At 51.7% G+C, this 19,505-nt stretch carries 14 protein-coding genes; 10 read left to right on the top strand and 4 right to left on the bottom strand.

The genetic code is table 11. The features are described 5' to 3' along the window. The 6 genes from ACIPUG_RS01825 (at position 1) to sodC (ending at position 8,833) form a co-directional block, all read left to right on the top strand. Entirely contained in the window at positions 1-2,988 is a 2,988-nt protein-coding gene (locus ACIPUG_RS01825; RefSeq protein WP_400337080.1) for a virulence factor SrfB, read from the top strand. Continuing rightward, the gene (locus tag ACIPUG_RS01820) at positions 2,985-5,447 is read left to right on the top strand and encodes a putative virulence factor (RefSeq protein WP_400337078.1); all 2,463 of its coding nucleotides are present in this window, start codon (positions 2,985-2,987) and stop codon (positions 5,445-5,447) included. Before ACIPUG_RS01825 ends, ACIPUG_RS01820 begins: the two co-directional genes overlap by 4 nt. A 256-nt stretch (positions 5,448-5,703) precedes the next feature. After that, positions 5,704-6,183, top strand: coding sequence for a nuclear transport factor 2 family protein (locus ACIPUG_RS01815; protein ID WP_320722208.1), 480 nt, complete (start codon positions 5,704-5,706; stop codon positions 6,181-6,183). 120 nt (positions 6,184-6,303) lie between these two features. Continuing rightward, positions 6,304-7,029, top strand: a complete 726-nt coding sequence (locus ACIPUG_RS01810; RefSeq protein ID WP_205595152.1) for a DUF1365 domain-containing protein — start codon at positions 6,304-6,306, stop codon at positions 7,027-7,029. Continuing rightward, the gene (locus ACIPUG_RS01805; protein WP_400337075.1) at positions 7,026-8,255 is read left to right on the top strand and encodes a class I SAM-dependent methyltransferase; all 1,230 of its coding nucleotides are present in this window, start codon (positions 7,026-7,028) and stop codon (positions 8,253-8,255) included. Before ACIPUG_RS01810 ends, ACIPUG_RS01805 begins: the two co-directional genes overlap by 4 nt. A gap of 53 nt (positions 8,256-8,308) precedes the next feature. After that, entirely contained in the window at positions 8,309-8,833 is a 525-nt protein-coding gene (gene sodC / locus ACIPUG_RS01800; protein ID WP_014915417.1) for a superoxide dismutase family protein, read from the top strand. Between the two features lie 66 nt (positions 8,834-8,899). Here sodC and ACIPUG_RS01795 read toward each other — a convergent pair whose 3' ends face one another. Next, positions 8,900-10,219 carry an ABC transporter substrate-binding protein gene (locus ACIPUG_RS01795; protein ID WP_039463913.1) on the bottom strand — a complete coding sequence of 440 codons (1,320 nt, stop codon included), beginning with the start codon at positions 10,217-10,219 and terminating at the stop codon, positions 8,900-8,902. A gap of 111 nt (positions 10,220-10,330) precedes the next feature. Continuing rightward, on the bottom strand, positions 10,331-11,626 hold the full coding sequence (locus ACIPUG_RS01790; protein WP_010274975.1) for a Gfo/Idh/MocA family oxidoreductase: 1,296 nt from the start codon (positions 11,624-11,626) through the stop codon (positions 10,331-10,333). 545 nt (positions 11,627-12,171) lie between these two features. On the opposite strand from ACIPUG_RS01790, the gene ogt reads away from it, so the two are divergent. From ogt to uspE, 3 genes are all read left to right on the top strand, one after another. Next, complete coding sequence (gene ogt / locus ACIPUG_RS01785) at positions 12,172-12,699, top strand: methylated-DNA--[protein]-cysteine S-methyltransferase (protein WP_014915420.1); 528 nt, start codon at positions 12,172-12,174, stop codon at positions 12,697-12,699. A gap of 290 nt (positions 12,700-12,989) precedes the next feature. Beyond that, the gene (gene fnr, locus ACIPUG_RS01780; protein WP_010274971.1) at positions 12,990-13,736 is read left to right on the top strand and encodes a fumarate/nitrate reduction transcriptional regulator Fnr; all 747 of its coding nucleotides are present in this window, start codon (positions 12,990-12,992) and stop codon (positions 13,734-13,736) included. A gap of 190 nt (positions 13,737-13,926) precedes the next feature. After that, positions 13,927-14,877, top strand: coding sequence for a universal stress protein UspE (uspE, locus tag ACIPUG_RS01775; RefSeq protein WP_014915421.1), 951 nt, complete (start codon positions 13,927-13,929; stop codon positions 14,875-14,877). 140 nt (positions 14,878-15,017) lie between these two features. On the opposite strand, the gene pntB is transcribed toward uspE, so the two are convergent. Together pntB and pntA are read right to left on the bottom strand one after the other, a co-directional pair. Continuing rightward, on the bottom strand, positions 15,018-16,406 hold the full coding sequence (pntB, locus tag ACIPUG_RS01770; RefSeq protein ID WP_014915422.1) for a Re/Si-specific NAD(P)(+) transhydrogenase subunit beta: 1,389 nt from the start codon (positions 16,404-16,406) through the stop codon (positions 15,018-15,020). 10 nt (positions 16,407-16,416) lie between these two features. After that, positions 16,417-17,946 (bottom strand): Re/Si-specific NAD(P)(+) transhydrogenase subunit alpha, encoded by a 1,530-nt coding sequence (pntA, locus tag ACIPUG_RS01765; protein ID WP_039501008.1) that lies wholly within the window; start codon positions 17,944-17,946, stop codon positions 16,417-16,419. A 578-nt stretch (positions 17,947-18,524) separates the two neighbouring features. Between pntA and ydgH the strand changes: the two genes are divergently transcribed. Beyond that, on the top strand, positions 18,525-19,478 hold the full coding sequence (gene ydgH, locus ACIPUG_RS01760) for a DUF1471 family protein YdgH (protein WP_039275051.1): 954 nt from the start codon (positions 18,525-18,527) through the stop codon (positions 19,476-19,478). Positions 19,479-19,505: the final 27 nt, after the last annotated feature.

Genomic DNA, 19,505 nt, shown 5'->3' with positions numbered 1-19,505 from the left:
ATGCTGGCGACGATTACCGATTATAAACAACGCATTACGTTGATTCAGGACAGCGGAATTCAGTTTTTGGATTTTGCCTTAAAGCCGCAGTTTTCGGCTGAGCATCCTAACCGCTATGTGCGTAAAAGTGCCAACGGCCCTCTGCTGCACCTGCTGTACGATGAACACTCGGACAAATTCCTGCTGCCTTCTGCCACCGGGATGCCGCCGGAGGTAGTGAAGCCTGAACTGAGTATTTCGCTTGAACAATCGCTGAAGCTGCTGGAAAACATCTGGCTGCCGCTGCCTTTCTTCCGCTTTAATCCGCCGCGCACCTTCATGGGCGGGCCGGATAACTGGGCACGAATGCAGATTCTTGCGTTGGATAAGCCCGATCAGGACGGCAACACGCACCGTATTTGTCTGGCGTTCGATACCAAAACTTATCCGGAAGGCCACGAGTACGAGTCGCTGGCACCTAATGCCAATGACATCAAAACTGGCGGGAGTTTCGCGCTGGCTTATCACAGCGACGAACTGGGTGAATTCCTTGATGAAACCTGGGTCGACGGCTGGCTGCGCGAAGTCTTTACTCAGCGGGTTAAAGCGCTGGAAAACCGCGATAGCCACGATGTAAAAGTGGCGCTCAGAGGGTTTGAATATCAGGCACATTACCTGAATGTGTTGGATATGCTGGGAAATCAACTCGAAATACCGGAAATCCGCATCAATACCAGCACGCTGCAGGAACCGGCGGTCAACGTTGACCTGATTTTGGACGTCGGTAACTCGCATACCTGCGGCATTCTGGTTGAGGATCATGCAGACGAAAGCAACGGTCTGAAGCAGACCTATGAGCTGCAATTGCGCGATCTGAGTGAGCCGCATTATCTGTACAACGAACTGTTCGAGAGTCGCGTTGAGTTTTCACAGGCGAAGTTCGGTAAAGAAAACTTCTCGGTAGAAAGCGGCCGTGATGACGCCTTTATTTGGCCGTCAATCACTCGCGTCGGACGCGAAGCCAGCCACATGGCGCTACTGCGTCAGGGAACGGAAGGATCGAGCGGTATTTCCAGCCCGCGTCGCTATCTGTGGGACGAAGAAAGCTATGCGCCAGGCTGGCGTTTCAGCCAGACCGACGCGCATTCGCAGACCGAACCGTTAGCGACAGCCATGCCGTTGACCATCATGCTGAATGATGAAGGTCAGCCGCTCTACAACCAGCCGCTGGAAGAGCGTTTACCGGTGTTTTCACCGCACTACAGCCGCAGTTCGATCATGACCTTCATGCTCTCCGAATTGCTGGCACAGGCGCTGATGCAGATGAACAGCGCCGCTCAGCGCTTGAAGATGATCCACAGCAGCGCGCCGCGCCAGTTGCGAAATATTATTCTGACGCTGCCTTCCGCGATGCCGAAACCCGAGCGTGAAATTTTCCGTCGCCGTATGCATGAAGCCATCGCGCTGGTCTGGAAAGCGATGGACTGGCATCCGATGGATGAGGATTTCACTACACCAGCCGACAAGCAGCAGAGCCGAGTTCCGGTGCCTGACGTGCAAATCGAGTGGGATGAAGCCACCTGCGGACAGATGGTTTACCTGTATAACGAAGCGCAGGTGAACTTTGGCGGCCGTGCGGAAGATTTCTTCGCCAGTATGGCGCGCCCTGATAAGGAGCTTGATGAGGGCGAACCCGCGGGAAAAACGCTGCGCATTGCCTCAATCGACATCGGCGGCGGCACCACCGACCTCGCCATTACGCAATATCTGCTCGATGACGGCGTCGGCAACAACGTTAAAATCATTCCCCGCCTGCTGTTCCGTGAAGGCTTTAAGGTCGCTGGCGACGATATTCTGCTGGATGTGATTCAGCTTTATATCCTCCCCGCGCTACAGGCTGCGCTGAAAACCGCCGGAATGGCCAGCCCGGATGCGCTGATGGCGAAGCTGTTTGGCAATGAAGGTCGTATGGACGCACAGCTCACGCTGCGCCAGCAGGTGACGTTGCAGGTCTTCATCCCGATCGGCCGCGCGATTCTTGAAGCCTATGAGCGCTTTGATCCGCTGGACACCAGCGCCGAGATCGAATCCACCTTCGGCGAATTGCTAGAACAGGCACCAACGGAAAAAGTGCTGGAATACATCAATACAGAAGTGCAACGCGAGCTGCCAGTCAGCGACAAGGTCTTCGATATTTTGCAGGTGCCGCTGATTCTCAAACTGAGCAAGCTGCACGGCGAATTCCTGTCTAACAAGATGAACATCACGCAGAATCTGCGCCTGATGTCTGAAGTGGTGTCGCTCTATTCGTGCGATGTGCTGCTGCTGACCGGTCGCCCTTCGCGCTTCCCAGGAATTCAGGCGCTGTTCCGCCACCTGCAACCGCTGCCGATTAACCGGATGCTGTCGCTGGATGGCTATCACACCAATGACTGGTATCCGTTTAACAAACGTGGGCGTATCGATAACCCGAAATCCACCGCCGCCGTCGGCGCGATGCTGTGCCTGCTGGCGCTCGATCTGCGCCTGCCGGGCTTTTACTTTAAGGTCGGTGATTTCCAGCCTTATTCTACAGTGCGCTATCTCGGCATGATGGACAGCAGCAATGCACTGACGCTGGATAACGTTTACTACAGCGATATCGATCTGGATGCGCCGGATTTCGAACTTGACTCGAAACTCAGTTTTCAGGTGCGTGGCTCACTCTGCCTCGGCTTCCGCCAGTTGGACAACGAGCGCTGGCCTGCGTCCTCACTTTATATGCTCTCAATCGTCGATCAGGATTTGGCGCGTAAGGTCGTCGGCGATAGTAAGCTGCGTGTCCGACTGGCCGTAACGAAAGGCGACGATCAAGATAGCCCCGAACGCTTTGAGATTGCCGATGCGGTGCTGGAAGACGGCACCCGCGTTCCACCACAGCATTTACGACTCAAATTGAACACATTATCCGCTAACGGCTCAGGTGCGACCCATTATTGGATCGATAGTGGGAGTGTATTTAAAAAATGAAACGATTAACGCCAAAACAGCTCTCTACCCGACTTCACGGCCAGCTACAGGCCGTCGCGCAAGGTGTTGAACAGGCCATCGACTGGGTTGAAAGCACACGCCAGAACGCCCCGCGTCTGGATATCGAAGCCGACCGTCTGATCGTCAAACTGCGCCGTAATCACAATAAAGCGCAACACCTGTCCGACGTGGCGCAGAAAGAGATCGCCATCGGCTTTTTTGGCCTGTCTCAGGCGGGAAAATCTTACCTGATCGCGTCGCTGGCCGGGGGCGAAAACGGCAAGCTGGAAACCGCTTTTGAAGGGCAACAGCTGGATTTTATCGATCACATTAATCCGTCCGACCGCGCAACCGCGCTCGTCACGCGCTTTAGCCGACAGTCGGGCGTGAAGAACAAGTCGTTTCCCGTTCAGCTGCAACTGCTCAGCGAACTGGATATCGGTAAGATCATGGCCAACGCGTTTTTAAACGATCTCAATCAAGAGACCACGTTTGAAGAGTTGGACGAGCGCCATATTGCCGAACACATTAAAACGCTGTTGATGCACCGTCAGCCAGAACCCGTTGAGGGGATGAGCCGCGATGAAGTCGTCGAACTCTGGGATTATCTCGCGCGTCACGATGTTAAACGGCAAAAACAGCTGGAAGCCCACTTCTGGCCGGTTGCGATTGAATTAGCGCCTTACCTCACCGTTGACGATCGCGCCCAGCTCTTCTCCGTACTGTGGGGCGAGCTGAATTCACTGACCACCGCATATCGTCATTTCAGCCACACGCTGCAACACCTGTCCGGTACGCGCAAGCTGTTAGCGCCGCTGCGGATACTGGTGGATGATGAGTTAAATCCGGCAGACGGTCTGATAGACGGTTCTGCGCTGGAACGTTTGCACAGTGCCGACGATCCCGGCGTGTTAGTGCGGCCGGTTCAGAATGGCCGTGCGGGGAAAACGACAGAGCTTTCGCTGGCTGAATTAACGATGCTGACGGCGGAGCTGCTTATCCCACTGCACTTGCCGCCTAAAGAAGCGCTGTTCGAGCAGGTTGATGTGCTGGACTTCCCTGGCTTTGGTGAGATCCGCGAGGCGCGGAACGAGCCACCAGCAAGACAGCAAAGCACACAGCATCCACTGGCGCACACGCTATTGCGAGCGAAACGCGCCTATCTGCTGGAGCGCTATACCGATAATCAGGAAATGAACGTACTGATGGTATGCAGCGCCGCGGGCAACCGCGCTGACGTTAAAGTGGTCGGCAAGGCGCTGGACCACTGGGTTAAACAGACGCAAGGCGAAAACGCACAGGTTCGTAGCCACCGTAAACCGGGGCTGATTTGGGCGGTCACCCGTCACGATCGCCGTATTACGCACGGGCAAAACTATGATGCCGCGGTACAGCGCTATGTCGGTAACCCAGGCGACGCCTGGGGAACGATGCTGACGATGGATAAACGCGGCGTGGCGCGGATGGCAACGTGGCTGGGCGCGGAAGTTCACCGGGATGTAAAACTAGGGCGCATCAGCGAACAGCTGAGCGAACTCCAACGAGAACTCAGCGATAACCTGCTGGGTAATTGGTATCTGCCCGTTGATGTTGACGATCCGGCGGAAAAACAGCGCATCGCAGAAACCTTGCTCAAATCGCTCCAAACCCGCACCGGCGTGCACGGTGAACTGCTGGAACGGTTGCTGCCTTCACGTGATGAGCTGCGCCGTCTGTACCTGCAGCAGAAAGGGGCAAGCTATGGCGGTTTCCACGCTGATGCAGAAGACCTTTCCGCCCCGTCAGCGCATAGCGATCCGTTTGGTGTCGGGATCGAAATCGATCTGTTCGCTGATGAACCGATCGCTATCGATCAGCCAGCACCGCCGATTTTGACGATCGACCACGGTTATGAGGCAGACTACGCGCACAGCGTTTATCGCTACTGGATTAACTATCTACGTGGCCTGCCGGAAAATGCCCCGCTTCTCGATTTGCTGAACGTGCCGAAAGCGACGATCGAAATGCTGGTTGAAGAATTGATTACTGGCAGTATCCGTTTGCGGATAGAAGAGGCGCTGGTCGATATGCTGGTCGACGGCGAGCAGTTGGGCATCAACCGCGAGAATAAAGCTGACCGTCAGGTTTCACGCGTGCTGACCATTCTTGGTGACTTCGTTGCCTGGCTCGGCTTCCAGCAGCTCGATGAATCCTTGCGCCCTGCCAGCCGGATCAATCGTGGTCATAAAATTTTCGCTAAACCCGAAAAGCAGGCCGTCAGTTTTGGTGCCTCACAGCGCTTAACCAAGTTGTCGCTCACGCCGACCAACAATACCGCGTTTTATATCTATGACTGGCTGGTGGGTCTGAATGAGATGATCATCCAGAATGCGGGCTATTCCGCTGCGCGAGAAGTCAGCGATGAACAGCGTGAGCAGTTGGGCACGATTCTGGCGTTGATTAAGCCTGCTGAGAAATAGCGTTCAGTCTACCGTTGTCGACCAAAGAAACATGGCGTGACATTGTCACTAAATTTTACGCCATGTTTTCTTTTTCTCTGTAATACCTTCCCTCTACGTGCCTTTACCGCCCCCTATCGTTCTGAAAAATCTTATTGACGAACGGTGGATTCAATCTATACCTAAGTTGATATCTTTCAATCAATAAGCATGGGCGTCCCTCTGGTTGTACGCCATTTTCCCTGCGCGAAAATTGGCAACCTTAACAGGAGTGATCATGATGACAGAGCAAACAAGTGAGGAAGATGACATTTCGTTAGAAAGTAGTGAGTACGACTCTATTCTACTGAAAATAAAAACGTTTTATCGTTCGTTAACACGTGAGGGATTAACCGATCTGGGGGATATCTATCATCAGGATATTCACTTTATCGATCCCGTTTCCAGTCACAATGGGTTGAATGCGTTACATCGCTATTTTTCCCATGCCCTGAAACATCTGAGTTATTGCCAGTTAGAGATTACCGATATCCACACCTTCCGCGGTGGTGCAACGATGTTCTGGACGATGCACTATGCGCACCCGTCGTTAAAGCGTAACGCGCCGCTGACATTAGCAGGCTGTAGCCACCTGCTCTTCGCCGACAACAAAGTGATCTACCACCGTGACTATTACGATATGGGCGAGATGCTTTATCAGCATGTTCCCCTGCTTGGTTCGCTTATCCGCTACCTGAAATCAAGAATTCAGACATGAAACAGCACCAGCAGCAGCGTGAACGTAGTAATGGGCACAACCGCAACGGGTTTTGTGGTGCCTATGGGTACAAAAGTTTTCACAAAAATGGCGCCAGCCACCTCCATCAGAGCGTGCAAGATGAATAGCGCCTTATATGTTGGCAAGGTTCGTCATCGACGCTTCACGCCCGTCACGCATCGTTTCGACTATGCGTTATTCATGACGTTAATCGATTTAGATGAGATTCCCGCTTTGCCGCATGTCGGTATTGCGCTGGAGCGCTTTTCCCCTGCGTCATTTTGTCGTGGTGATTACCTCGGTGGCGGCGATATCAAAACCAAAGCGCAGGATCGGATTGCAGAACTGACCGGAGAACGCCTCACGGGGAAGGTGCTATTGCTGTGCCAGCTACGGTATCTGGGCTGCTATTTCAACCCGGTCAATTTCTATTATTTGTACGATGAGCATAACGAGCTACGCTGGTTATTGGCAGAAGTGCGTAATACGCCCTGGAACGAACGCCATACTTACGCCGTCGTTCCCGATGGTTCTACGCCGGTTTCCAAAGCGTTTCATGTGTCGCCTTTTAATCCGATGGATATGGTGTATCACTGGCGACTCACGCCGCCCGATGCGCGTCTGCGGATCCACATCGAGAACCACAGACAAGGACGCGAGTTTGACGCGACGCTGGTGCTGCATCGTCAGCCACTCACTCGTACCGCCCTGCGCGCTCAGCTTTGGTCTCTGCCGTTAATGACGATGAAAACCGCCTGCACCATATATTGGCAGGCTTTGAAACTGTGGATTAAACGCTCACCCATTTATCCCCATCCGCAGTCTGGAAAGAAGGACAGCCCATGAGTTCAACGGAAACACAGCTGGTACGTCATCCGAGCAATACCGCTCGCTATACGCGGGCCAAAAAAGTGGTCTTTCTTCTGCTTAGTCGAATCGAAGGCGGAGGGTTGCGCCTTCACGAACCAGAAGGCAATGAAACGTTATTCGGGGATCGGCACGCGGCACTGCAAGGTGAAATCACGATACATAACCACCGTGTTTATCGCCGTGTCTTGCTGGGTGGCAGCATCGCTGCGGGTGAAAGCTATATCGATGGCGACTGGAGCTCAAGCAACCTCACACTCGTTCTCCAGCTTTTGGCGCAGAATCAGGCGCTAGTCGATACGCTTGAAACGCGCTTTGGCTGGTTGATGGGGCCATTTCATCGTGTCATCCACTGGTGTCGTCGTAATCGTCCGCAGCAGGCACAGAAAAATATTGCCGCCCATTACGATCTGGGCAACCATTTTTACCGCAGCTTTCTCGATAGCGAGATGCTCTACTCCAGCGCCTGGTATCAGCACCCCGACATGACGCTGGAAGACGCACAGCGCGCCAAGCTGTGTCGCCTCTGCGAACAGTTGGTGCTCTGTGAAGCGGATCACTTACTGGAAATTGGCACGGGCTGGGGAGGATTAGCCGAGCTGGCCGCGCGTGAATATGGCTGCCATGTCACCACCACCACGCTGTCGCAACAGCAGTATGACTACGCGGTTGAGCGCATTCAACACGCGGGACTGAGCCATAAAGTCACAGTTCTGCTGCAGGATTACCGCGCCTTAACTGGTCAGTATGACAAACTGGTGTCGGTCGAAATGATTGAGGCGGTCGGAAAGGCTTATTTGCCCACCTTCTTCAAGCGCTGCCAGCAACTGTTGCGTCCACAAGGCCGCATGGTGCTTCAGGCGATCACGATTGCCGATCAGCGCTACCGTCACTACAGCCGCAATGTCGATTTTATCCAGCGTTATATTTTCCCCGGCGGTTTTCTGCCCTCGATTACTGCGATGACCACCACCATGACGCGGCATACCGACTTTATCACCCGCGACCTGTTTGATATCGGTCAGGACTATGCCCGCACCCTCAGCGAATGGCGGCAACGCTTTTATCAGCAGTGGCATATGCTGAGTGATCAGGGCTTTGATGAAACGTTCCAACGCCTGTGGGTGTTTTACCTTTGCTATTGTGAGGCGGGCTTTCGCGCACGCACTATTAGCACGGTACAGCTCACCGCAGAAAGACCATGAGCACAAAGCATCGCGACTGATTCTCTACACTCAACCCTAAGAGGCAAAAGACAATGAAACTGAAGGCACTTATCCTGACAGGCGTGTTCTTTTCCTGTTCCACCTTCGCGGCAAGCACCACGGTGACGCTGAATGAAGCACTGCCAACGGGCACGGGTGGAAGTATCGGTGAGGTATCCATTGCGGAAACGCCGTACGGCCTGCTTTTCACGCCGAATCTGAAGGGATTAGAAGCAGGTATTCATGGGTTCCATGTGCATGAAAATGCCAGCTGTGAACCTGCCGAGCAAGACGGCAAACCGGTTCCCGCTCTGGCGGCAGGTGGTCATCTCGATCCGAAAAAAACCGGCAAACACCTTGGCCCTTATAACGATCAGGGACATTTGGGCGACCTGCCCGGTCTGGTCGTGAATGCAGATGGCACGTCAACCTATCCGATTCTGGCTCCCCGGATAAAATCACTGTCTGAGGTGAAAAACCATGCGTTGATGGTTCACGTTGGCGGTGATAACTACGCGGACACGCCAGCAAAACTGGGCGGTGGCGGAGCCAGAATGGCGTGTGGTGTGATTAAGTAAGGCGTAACGTTTAAGACGTGCGATGCCATCTCGTTTCGACATGGCATCGCACATTAACAGCAGTGGTTAGCGGATAGCACGTTTTAATATACGGTTAGCGCTGTTCAGGAAATCATCGGCAACCTTATTCACCTCTCCGTTACCGTAATCCAGTTTTTGCAGACTGCTCGTCCACAGCTGAACCAATTCCTGATTTTCCATAAACGGTGAAACAGGTACCTTAGTCGCAGGCTGCTCCGCTGCCGCCCGATAGGCATTCGCTAACAGGTTACCAGGGTTGATCACGCCGATATCCTCCAGCAGTTTTTGCGCTTTCGGGTTAGCAGGCATCCCGTTTTGCAATCCTAATGCCTTCACGCCCTCCGGGTTACTCAGCATGAAACTCATCAGCATCGCCGCCTCTTTAGGATGCTTACTGTTCTTGCTGATGGCGAACAGTGAAGACGGTTTGGAGATCAGCCCCGAATCTTTGGCATTGGGCATGGTGAGGAACGGCCCGGTTTCCAGCACTGCATCCTTCGGCATATTGCTGGAGTAGGTATAGATGGCCGAATCCCATAAATACATCCCGGCTAATTCACCGTTAATCCAGGGGCGAATTTCATAGACGTTGGTACGGCCGAATGAGGAGAAATAGCGCTGATCGGGTATCACGTGGGAATCAACCAGCTTTTTATAGAAGCCGAAGAGTTCCCGTACCTGATCGCGGCTATAGGCAATGCTCTGCTTCTTCTCATCGATCATATCAATGCCGTATTTCTGTGCCATGTAACTACGGCCGAGCGTCAGAATATCCAGCACATCGCTTGAACCTTGAGCAACGCCAAGTGGGTAATAATTGTCGCCTAGTTTTTGTTTAAACACCGGACCAGCGGCAAACAGCTCATCCCAGGTTTGCGGATAGGCGATGCCTGCTTTATCCCAGGTGGTTTTATTGTAAATCATGCTGCGGGACGTCATCGAAATCGGGAGACCTTGTAGCTTCCCTTTTACGTCTGCCGTTTTCAGGGCGTTAGGCGGAAAATCTCCCAGCCCCAGAATATCTTTTTGCTTATTCAAATCATAAAAGCCGTCGCCATTGCGGGAAAACTGCGGCAGCCAGTTCCAGTCGATACGAATCACATCAGGTTCTTGCCCCCCTGCCATCTGGGTTGACAGACGGGAAAGGTAGCCATCCCAGCCAGCATATTCGGCTTTGACGGTAATCGTCGGGTTAGCTTTTTGGAACGCGTTAATTGCCGCGAGTGTCGCCTCATGCCGCTGATTGCCCCCCCACCAGGAGATACGGATCTCGGCGGCGTCAGCGGAGTGAGAAAATGCCGCGCCCACGGGCAGCGCAGCACAGAGCAGGAGTAGGTGAGATAATTTGTTCCGTGTTTTCGCCATAATAGAACCCTTATAATAGTATTCGGAGGTTTCCACCTGTCTGCCAGTATGCGGACAGACAGGTACTACGGATGCGGAAGCATGTTCTGCCTGAAATGGCAGGAACTCTGATTAATTCCCTCTTTTCAGGTTAACGGCCAGTTCGCTTATTTTCACTGGCAGTTCGGTGCGTAATGATCGATTGGCAGCGATGCCAGTTAAAATAGACATGGCCCCATCACGATAATCTGCTGCGCGATGTAATGGATCGGGTTCCGGTGTCCCAAACAGATCGTTCAACATGACCTGATCGCCGCCGCCGTGTCCGCCCGCTTTAAATTCAACCGGTACGACATAAGGCTCGTCAAACATCGGATAGATCTTTATTTCACATTCATTCAGCGCACCTTCATCCTCTTTTTGTCCGCCTCCGTTTACATAAGATTTTTCTACCAGTTTCATTTCTAACCGGCCCTTGCTGCCATTAAACACCACGTTCAGCCCTTCCCAGGGTAAATAGGCGTTTAATGAGTACGTCATGATAGCTTTGCTCTTATAGCGCACCATCACACCCAGTACATCTTCAATATTAATACCGTCATCGAACACGCTTTTATCACGGTAATAGCCGTCTTCATGTTCGGCGTCTAAATATAAGGCGGTTAGCTGTTCGCTTTTATTCATGTGCAGCGCAAACGGGTCGTTTTCTGCCGCCGCGCTATTATGTGAACGGGAATAAAATTCTGTGACACCGCGCGCTTCGGCATTCGCTTTACCGTAAAAACGTAAATCCCCCTGCGCATAGACCGTTTCCGGCTCGCTATTCAGCCAGAAATTCACCAGATCAAAATGGTGCGTGGATTTGTGTACCAACAACCCGCCACTATTGCGTTTGTCACGGTGCCAGCGACGGAAATAATCCGCTCCGTGCTCGGTATTTAGCAGCCACTCAAAGTGAACAGAATAGACTTCGCCAATCACCCCAGCGGCAATTAATTCACGGACTTTACTGTGATGCGGGGCGTAGCGGTAATTAAAGGTCACGCGCAATTTACGGCCAGTACGGTTAATCGCATCGATAATCGCCTGGCATTTCTCTTCATCAATCGTCATCGGTTTTTCACTGATGACATCACAGCCCAATTCCATTGCCCGGATAATATAGTGATGATGCGTCCGATCCAGAGACGTCACAATAACCACATCCGGCTTGGTTTCCGCGATCATCTGTTCAAACTGTTCGGCGCGGTACGTTGGCACATTATCGTGTCCATATTTATGGACAATCTGGTTGGCGTAATTCATTCGCGTCTGGTTTGTATCGCAAAAAGCAACAAACTGTCCCTGATCCTGATAATCCCTGGCGATCGACTCCAGATAAAGGCCCGCTCGGCCTCCCGTTCCCACTACGGCATATTTTTTTTTCATTCTGCGCATTTCCTCCAAATAACGTAGGACACATAGCTATTCGTACATCAAAACAGGACGCTAAAACGTTTACCGGATTGACTGGCAAGGGGCTGGCTGAGTGATTTTCATTATGACAAGCCATACCCACACGCTTATGCCTTTGCCATAAAAAAATAGAGCATCCCAACATCGTTCACCTTCATATTATTGCCATGTAGTGATGTTGTCTGGCACTAGGATGAAGATTGACATGTTCCATCTCTCATAAATACAAATTGAGCATTTCCTACATTAACGATTGATTTTATTGGCAATGTTAGAAGAAGTGTATCCCCATGCCTTATGTTGGATGTGCGTTGCCTCTCTTACGTGTTCGTACGTCAACGGGATTCGCTCTCACGTAGCGTGACCCAACACGAGTGACGAGCGTGACGGTTTTCTCTTTTTTCACCTTACCGCGTGACATATCTCGCATTTTATTTTCAATCCGTCGGAGGATGCCGGATAATCAGCACGTAACTTATGAGAGAAGCAAGAAAGCGATAAGCGCGTAAGGAATCACTATGCAGATTTTTTTTCAGGACACTATGGCAACTCCGCTTGGGGAGTTATTGATTATTGCGGATGAAAATAATCATTTGCGTGCCGTCGAGTGGCGCGAGTATGAAGATGATTTATTTCGCCTGCTCAATCGCAGTTATCGAAATGATCCCTTTTCGTTACAGCCGCGTCATAATCCCGGTGGCCTGACAGAAAGCCTGCAACGCTATTTTGATGGTGAATTAGCGATTATTGATACGCTGCCCGTTGCTTCTGTAGGGACCGAATTCCAACAGCAGGTCTGGAAGGAATTACGTCGAATCCCCTGTGGAGAAATTACCACGTACGGCGAACTCGCAACGCTACTGGGACGCACCGGTGCAGCGCGTGCGGTTGGCATGGCAAATGGCTCCAACCCTGTCAGCATCGTGGTTCCGTGCCATCGCGTCATCGGTACAGGCGGTGCGCTGACGGGCTATGCGGGTGGCATTCACCGTAAACAGTGGCTGCTCGCTCACGAAGGTTATTTACCTCGACAACTATTTACCTAGATTGAATAGTTTGCCGTTATAATTTTACGCTTCGCGACACGCGAACATGTCCTCCGAATTGCTTATCATCGTAAGCGATTCGGATTAATCAATGTGTTAACCGTACTGTAACGTAATAGACAAAAATATTACCTCCGCACGGATCTTATATATCGGAATATTTCCCAGAAAAATCGAAAAATTATAGTTAGTTCACTATTTATTGGTCTATTCCGGTGATTGCCGGTCTTATCAGAGCCGATAAAAGCTGTTAAAATTGACCAATATCAATTATTGCCTGAGCAAAGCCTATGATCCCGGAAAAGCGAATTATCCGACGCATCCAGTCTGGCGGTTGTGCAATCCACTGTCAGGATTGCAGTATCAGTCAGCTATGCATTCCTTTCACCCTGAATGAACACGAGCTCGATCAGCTCGACAACATCATTGAAAGGAAGAAGCCTATCCAGAAGGGGCAGGCGCTGTTTAAGGCTGGCGATGAACTGAGGTCGCTGTACGCTATCCGCTCCGGTACGATAAAAAGCTATACCATCACGGAGCAAGGTGACGAGCAGATTACCGGTTTTCATCTGGCGGGTGACCTGGTGGGCTTTGATGCTATCGGTACAGCCCAACACCCGAGCTTCGCACAGGCACTGGAAACCTCAATGGTTTGCGAAATTCCTTTCGAGACGCTGGACGATCTCTCAGGGAAAATGCCTAACCTGCGCCAACAGATGATGCGCCTGATGAGCGGCGAAATCCGTGGCGATCAGGACATGATTCTGCTGCTGTCGAAGAAGAATGCTGAAGAGCGTCTGGCGGCGTTTGTCTACAACCTTTCCCGCCGTTTCGCTCAACGTGGTTTCTCGCCGCGTGAGTTCCGTCTGACCATGACGCGCGGTGATATCGGCAACTATCTGGGGCTGACCGTTGAAACCATCAGCCGTCTGCTGGGGCGTTTCCAGAAAAGTGGTACGCTGGCGGTAAAAGGAAAATACATCACGATCGAGAATCTGGATGCGCTTTCCGAATTAGCAGGCTCTTCACGCAAGTAATCTTTCCAGCCTAACTATTTGACGTTGCCGCATTTTTACTGTAGCAACGTCAATGTTACCCTCCTCTTTTCCTCCCCATCCGTGATATTTCCTATTTTGTTATTCTGCGGCTTATCTCTGTTGTCCAAAACGATTCCATTGCGGTACTCTTGAATGACAGGCTGTGGAGTAACAGCTGTTTGGAGGAGCTATGGCAAAGTATCAGAACTTACTGGTAGCTATTGACCCAAATCAGGATGACCAACCAGCGCTGCGTCGGGCGGTTTACCTGGTTCAGCGACTTGGCGGCCGTATCAAGGCATTTCTGCCGATTTATGATTTCTCTTATGAAATGACAACCCTGCTTTCTCCCGATGAACGGGTTGAAATGCGTCAGGGCGTTATTCAGCAACGAACCGAGTGGATTGCGGAACAGTGCAAATACTACATCGAAGCGGGCGTTTCGATAGAAATCAAAGTGGTGTGGCACAACAAGCCCTTTGAAGCCATTATCCGGGAAGTGATTTCCGGTCAGCACGACCTGTTGTTGAAGATGGCGCATCAGCACGATCGTCTGGAAGCCGTTATCTTTACGCCAACCGACTGGCAGTTACTGCGTAAATGCCCTTGCCCCGTGTGGATGGTAAAAGACCAGCCTTGGCCAGTCGAAGGTCGCGCGTTAGTTGCCGTCAATCTGGCTAGCGAAGACCCATATCACGATCCGCTCAATATCAAACTGGTATCGGAAACGCTGGAGCTGGCACAGCATGTTGATCAGACTGAGGTCCATCTGGTCGGTGCCTACCCTGTTACCCCCATCAATATCGCCATTGAACTGCCTGATTTCGATCCCAGCGTCTACAACGATGCAATTCGAGGGCAGCACCTTATCGCCATGAAGTCGCTACGGCAGAAATTCGGCCTGGATGAACGCGTAACGCACGTGGAAAAAGGGTTGCCGGAAGAAGTGATACCCGATCTGGCGGAGCATCTGCAAGCGGGCGTCGTGGTGTTAGGGTCGCTGGGCAGAACCGGCCTGTCCGCTGCCTTTATCGGTAACACCGTCGAGCATGTTATCGATCACTTGAAGTGCGATTTACTTGCTATCAAACCCGATGACTTCGTGTCACCGATTACGCTCGAAGACGGTGATAACAGCTGATTGCTCGTGTCATCACGCTCAACATCAAATAATGCCAGCCTCAGTGCTGGCATTATTTTTTGGCGATGCTGCGCATCACTATATTTGAGACGTAAAAAAGGGGCGACTTCGCCCCTTTCGTTATCTACTTCTCGTCACGCTTACAGCGCTTTCAGAATCGCCTCAACGCTGTCTTTGGCATCGCCAAACAGCATCTGCGTGTTCTCTTTAAAGAACAGCGGATTCTGTACGCCAGCGTAACCGGTATTCATGGAGCGCTTGAACACGATAACATTCTGCGCTTTCCACACTTCCAGCACTGGCATGCCAGCGATTGGGCTATGTGGATCTTCTTGCGCCGCCGGGTTAACGGTGTCATTCGCGCCAATGACCAGTACAGTATCGGTATCGGTGAAATCATCATTAATTTCATCCATTTCCAATACGATGTCGTAAGGTACTTTTGCTTCAGCCAACAGCACGTTCATGTGACCAGGCAGACGCCCTGCAACTGGGTGAATACCAAAGCGAACGTTAATGCCACGTGCGCGCAGTTTTGCTGTGATGTCATGCACAGGATACTGCGCCTGCGCGACGGCCATACCGTATCCCGGTGTGATGATGACGGAAGTGGAGTTCTTGAGTAAATCAGCCACGTCTTCTGCTGAAGCCTCGCGGTATTCACCCACTTCTTCACTCTCACCAGAGGACACACCATCCGTACCAAAACCACCGGCAATCACGCTGATAAAGGAACGGTTCATCGCTTTACACATGATGTAAGACAGAATCGCACCCGAAGAACCTACCAGAGCACCGGTCACGATCAGCAGGTCATTGCTCAGCATGAAGCCCGCTGCCGCTGCCGCCCAACCGGAGTAGGAGTTCAGCATAGAAACGACGACCGGCATGTCCGCACCGCCAATCGATGCAACCAGATGCCAGCCAAATACCAGTGCAATCGCCGTCATCAGGATCAGCGCCAGCACCTGCAGCGCTACACTGCCCGTATTGACGAAAACCAGCAGCAGCAGGAAGGACACAACCATCGCCGCCAGATTCATTTTATGGCGATGAGGCAGCATCAACGGCTTAGAAGAGATCTTGCCGCGCAGCTTACCGAAAGCAACAACGGACCCCGTGAAAGTCACAGCACCGATGAAGATACCCAGAAAGACTTCCGTCAAATGGATATTGACCATCACCGGATCGGTAATTTCACCGTGATCGAGGAAGCTGTTAAAGCCAACCAGTACCGCAGCCAAGCCCACAAAGCTGTGGAGAATCGCGACCAGCTCGGGCATTTCGGTCATTTCGACCTTACGCGCCAGATAAATACCGATTGATCCACCGATCGCCATGGCGACGATGATCCAACCCACGTTGCCAGAATCCGGCCCCAGAATCGTCGCGATCAACGCAAGCGCCATCCCGCTGATACCAAAGATGTTCCCTTGTTGCGACGTTTCGTGCTTGGACAACCCAGCCAAACTGAAAATAAAGAGAATTGCGGCAACAATGTATGCAGCAGTTACTAATCCACCAGACATGTGTTACCCCTTAGTTTTTACGGAACATTTTCAGCATGCGCTGAGTCACGGTGAAACCACCGAAAATATTGATGCTGGCGATCAATACGGCAATGAATGAGAAGAACGACACCCATCCGCCGTGGCCGATCTGCAACAATGCTCCGACAACGATAATGCCTGATATGGCGTTAGTGACTGACATCAATGGCGTGTGCAAGGCGTGGCTGACATTCCAGACAACGTAATAACCCACCACGCAGGACAGCGCAAAAACGGTGAAGTGAGACAAGAACTCTTTAGGCGCAACATCGGCCAGCCAGCCAAACAGCAGGATGGCGATCACGAGGAACGCATATTTCTTCCACGGCGACGTCGGTTTGGCTTCTTCCTTCACCATTGCAGCGGCAGGTTTTGCCTGCTGTGGCTGTGCGGAAACCTGAATAGGCGGTGCCGGCCAGGTGATCTCACCTTCTTTAATGACGGTCACGCCACGAATCACGGTATCGTCAAAATCGACGTCGATCTCGCCGTCTTTCTCTTTGCAGAGTAATTTCAGCAGGTTAACCAGGTTCGTACCGTAAAGCTGTGAGGATTGCGTCGGCAGACGGCTAGGTAAATCGGTGTAACCGATAATTTTGACGCCGTTTTCCGTCACGGTGACGCGATCGGCTACGGTCAATTCACAGTTCCCGCCCGTTTGTGCCGCTAAATCGACAATCACGCTACCGGGCTTCATGCTGAGCACCATTTCTTTGGTGATCAGGCGCGGTGCCGGTTTTCCAGGGATCAGTGCGGTAGTGACGATAATATCGACTTCTTTTGCCTGAGCGGCAAACAGTTCCATTTCGGCTTTGATAAAGGCTTCAGACATGACTTTGGCGTAGCCGTCGCCGCTGCCTGCTTCTTCTTCAAAGTCGAGTTCGAGGAACTCAGCACCCATGCTCTTAACCTGCTCTTTTACTTCAGGGCGGGTATCAAAAGCACGAACGATAGCACCTAAGCTACCTGCGGCACCGATCGCAGCCAAACCGGCCACGCCAGCCCCGATAATCATAACCTTAGCAGGCGGAACCTTACCTGCGGCGGTAATCTGCCCGGTAAAGAAGCGGCCAAACTCGTGAGCAGCTTCAACGATGGCACGATAGCCCGCGATGTTAGCCATCGAGCTGAGCGCATCCAGTGACTGCGCGCGCGAAATACGCGGCACGGAATCCATCGCCATCACCGTCACCTGACGGGCAGCCAGCTTCGCCAGCAGCTCTGGGTTCTGCGCTGGCCAGATAAAGCTGACAACCGTACTGCCCGCTCGGGTCAGTTCGATTTCATCATCCTGCGGCGCATTCACCTTCAGGACGATATCGGCTTGCCAGACTTCCGAACTGTCAACAATCGACGCACCGGCTTCTTCGTATGCCGCATCGTCAAAACTTGCCAGTTTTCCCGCTTCACGTTCTATCGAGACCGTAAAGCCCAGTTTCAGCAGCTGTTCAACCGTTTTCGGCGTCGCTGCTACACGGGCTTCATTGGCCAACCGCTCTCTTGGTACACCAATACGCATGCTGATACCCTTTTCGCTTATTTTAACGAAGGTTATTATTCTCACCCTATTCTGTTATACGAATTCGCCGAGACCTACTGCACCCTATATCCCGCATTCACGCGGTAGGAAGAGGGTCTTATCATCTTCTTACCACTCGTTTTTTGAGGCGCCTCACTGTAGGCGAATTCATTTATAACGTACTGAAAATGTGATCGATGATCCATAAATAAAATGAATTTCACAGAAAAGCCGAGTTATCACAGGTTCTGTCAGCCTTTCTTGGTCGAAAATCATGCTCTTCTCTGCCTTTTGTAGCATTATTACAGAAGTATTTTTCTGGGCTGTTTCACAAAAACGATGTGTTACAAGGTTGTTAATGCGATAAATTGTATAAATATCCCTTATGATGTCAAAACAATCATTAACCGTTATTATTAGCACTTTTCTTGTTGCGAGCCGAAGTATCATGGCTTTTCAGCCCGCTGAAAATGCTAAAGCACAAGAATTTATTCCGTGCGATAATCAGCCCTATTCCGTTACAGGTTGATTGCTATACCTTAAATAATTCGAGTGGCAGGAAGGCGAAAGGATTTTTTATGAAGCTGAAGACTACTGTTATTGCATCTACATTGTTGTTATCACTCTCGGCATTTTCAGCGCAGGCTGCACAGGAACTGACGCCTGAGCAGGCAGAATCCCTGCAACCCTTTGAACGAATTACGTTTAAAGGACGTTTTAACGCGATCAATGAAGCGGTAGCCGCAGCCTCAAAACGCGCCGACAAGTTGGGCGCAGAGTCATTTTATGTACAAGCGATGGATGACGCTAATTCGAGCGGCAACTGGAATGTCACGGTCGACCTGTATCGCAAAGATGCGCCAAAGGCGAATCAGGATGTCCAATTCCGCACCTTCTACGGTGTGAAAGAGCTGCCGAAAGATGTGGCGTACGGGTTAGAACCCTATGACACCGTCACCGTTGGCGGATTCTTCCGCAGCCAACCGGACGTGAACGACGCCATTGCGAAAGCAGCAAAAGAGAAAAATGCCGATTCGTTCTACATCGTTCGTCAGGTTGATGTGAACTCGAATAGCGGTAACCAAAAAATTACTGCCTACATTTATAAAGCCGACGCACCGAAGCGCCAGACCCAGAGCACCGACGTCATCCCTGCGGATTCTGATGCAGGCCGTGCGGCGCTGGCTGCAGGTGGTGCAGAAGCCGCCAAGGTGGAAATCCCTGGTGTTGCCAGCTCTGGCAGCCCTAGCCGCAACGTAGGTAATTTCTTCGAAACACAATCGTCAAAAGGCGGACGTTACACGGTAACGCTAGCGGATGGTTCCAAAATTCAGGAACTGAACAATGCCACGGCAGCGCAGATGGTGCCTTTCGATTCGATTAAATTCCGCGGCAACTACACCAACATGACGCAGGTGTCTGAAGCCGTTGCTAAACGCGCAGGCGAGAAAGGTGCTAAGTACTACCACATTACCAGACAGTGGGAAGGTAAAGGCAACAACCTCACGATCAGCGCCGACCTTTATAAATAACAGCCATCGCGCTGTGTCGTAGAAAAC

Origin of the sequence: Pectobacterium sp. CHL-2024 (assembly GCF_044751765.1) — a bacterium.
GTDB lineage: Bacteria > Pseudomonadota > Gammaproteobacteria > Enterobacterales > Enterobacteriaceae > Pectobacterium > Pectobacterium brasiliense.
This window is presented reverse-complemented; position numbering and strand designations above follow the sequence as displayed.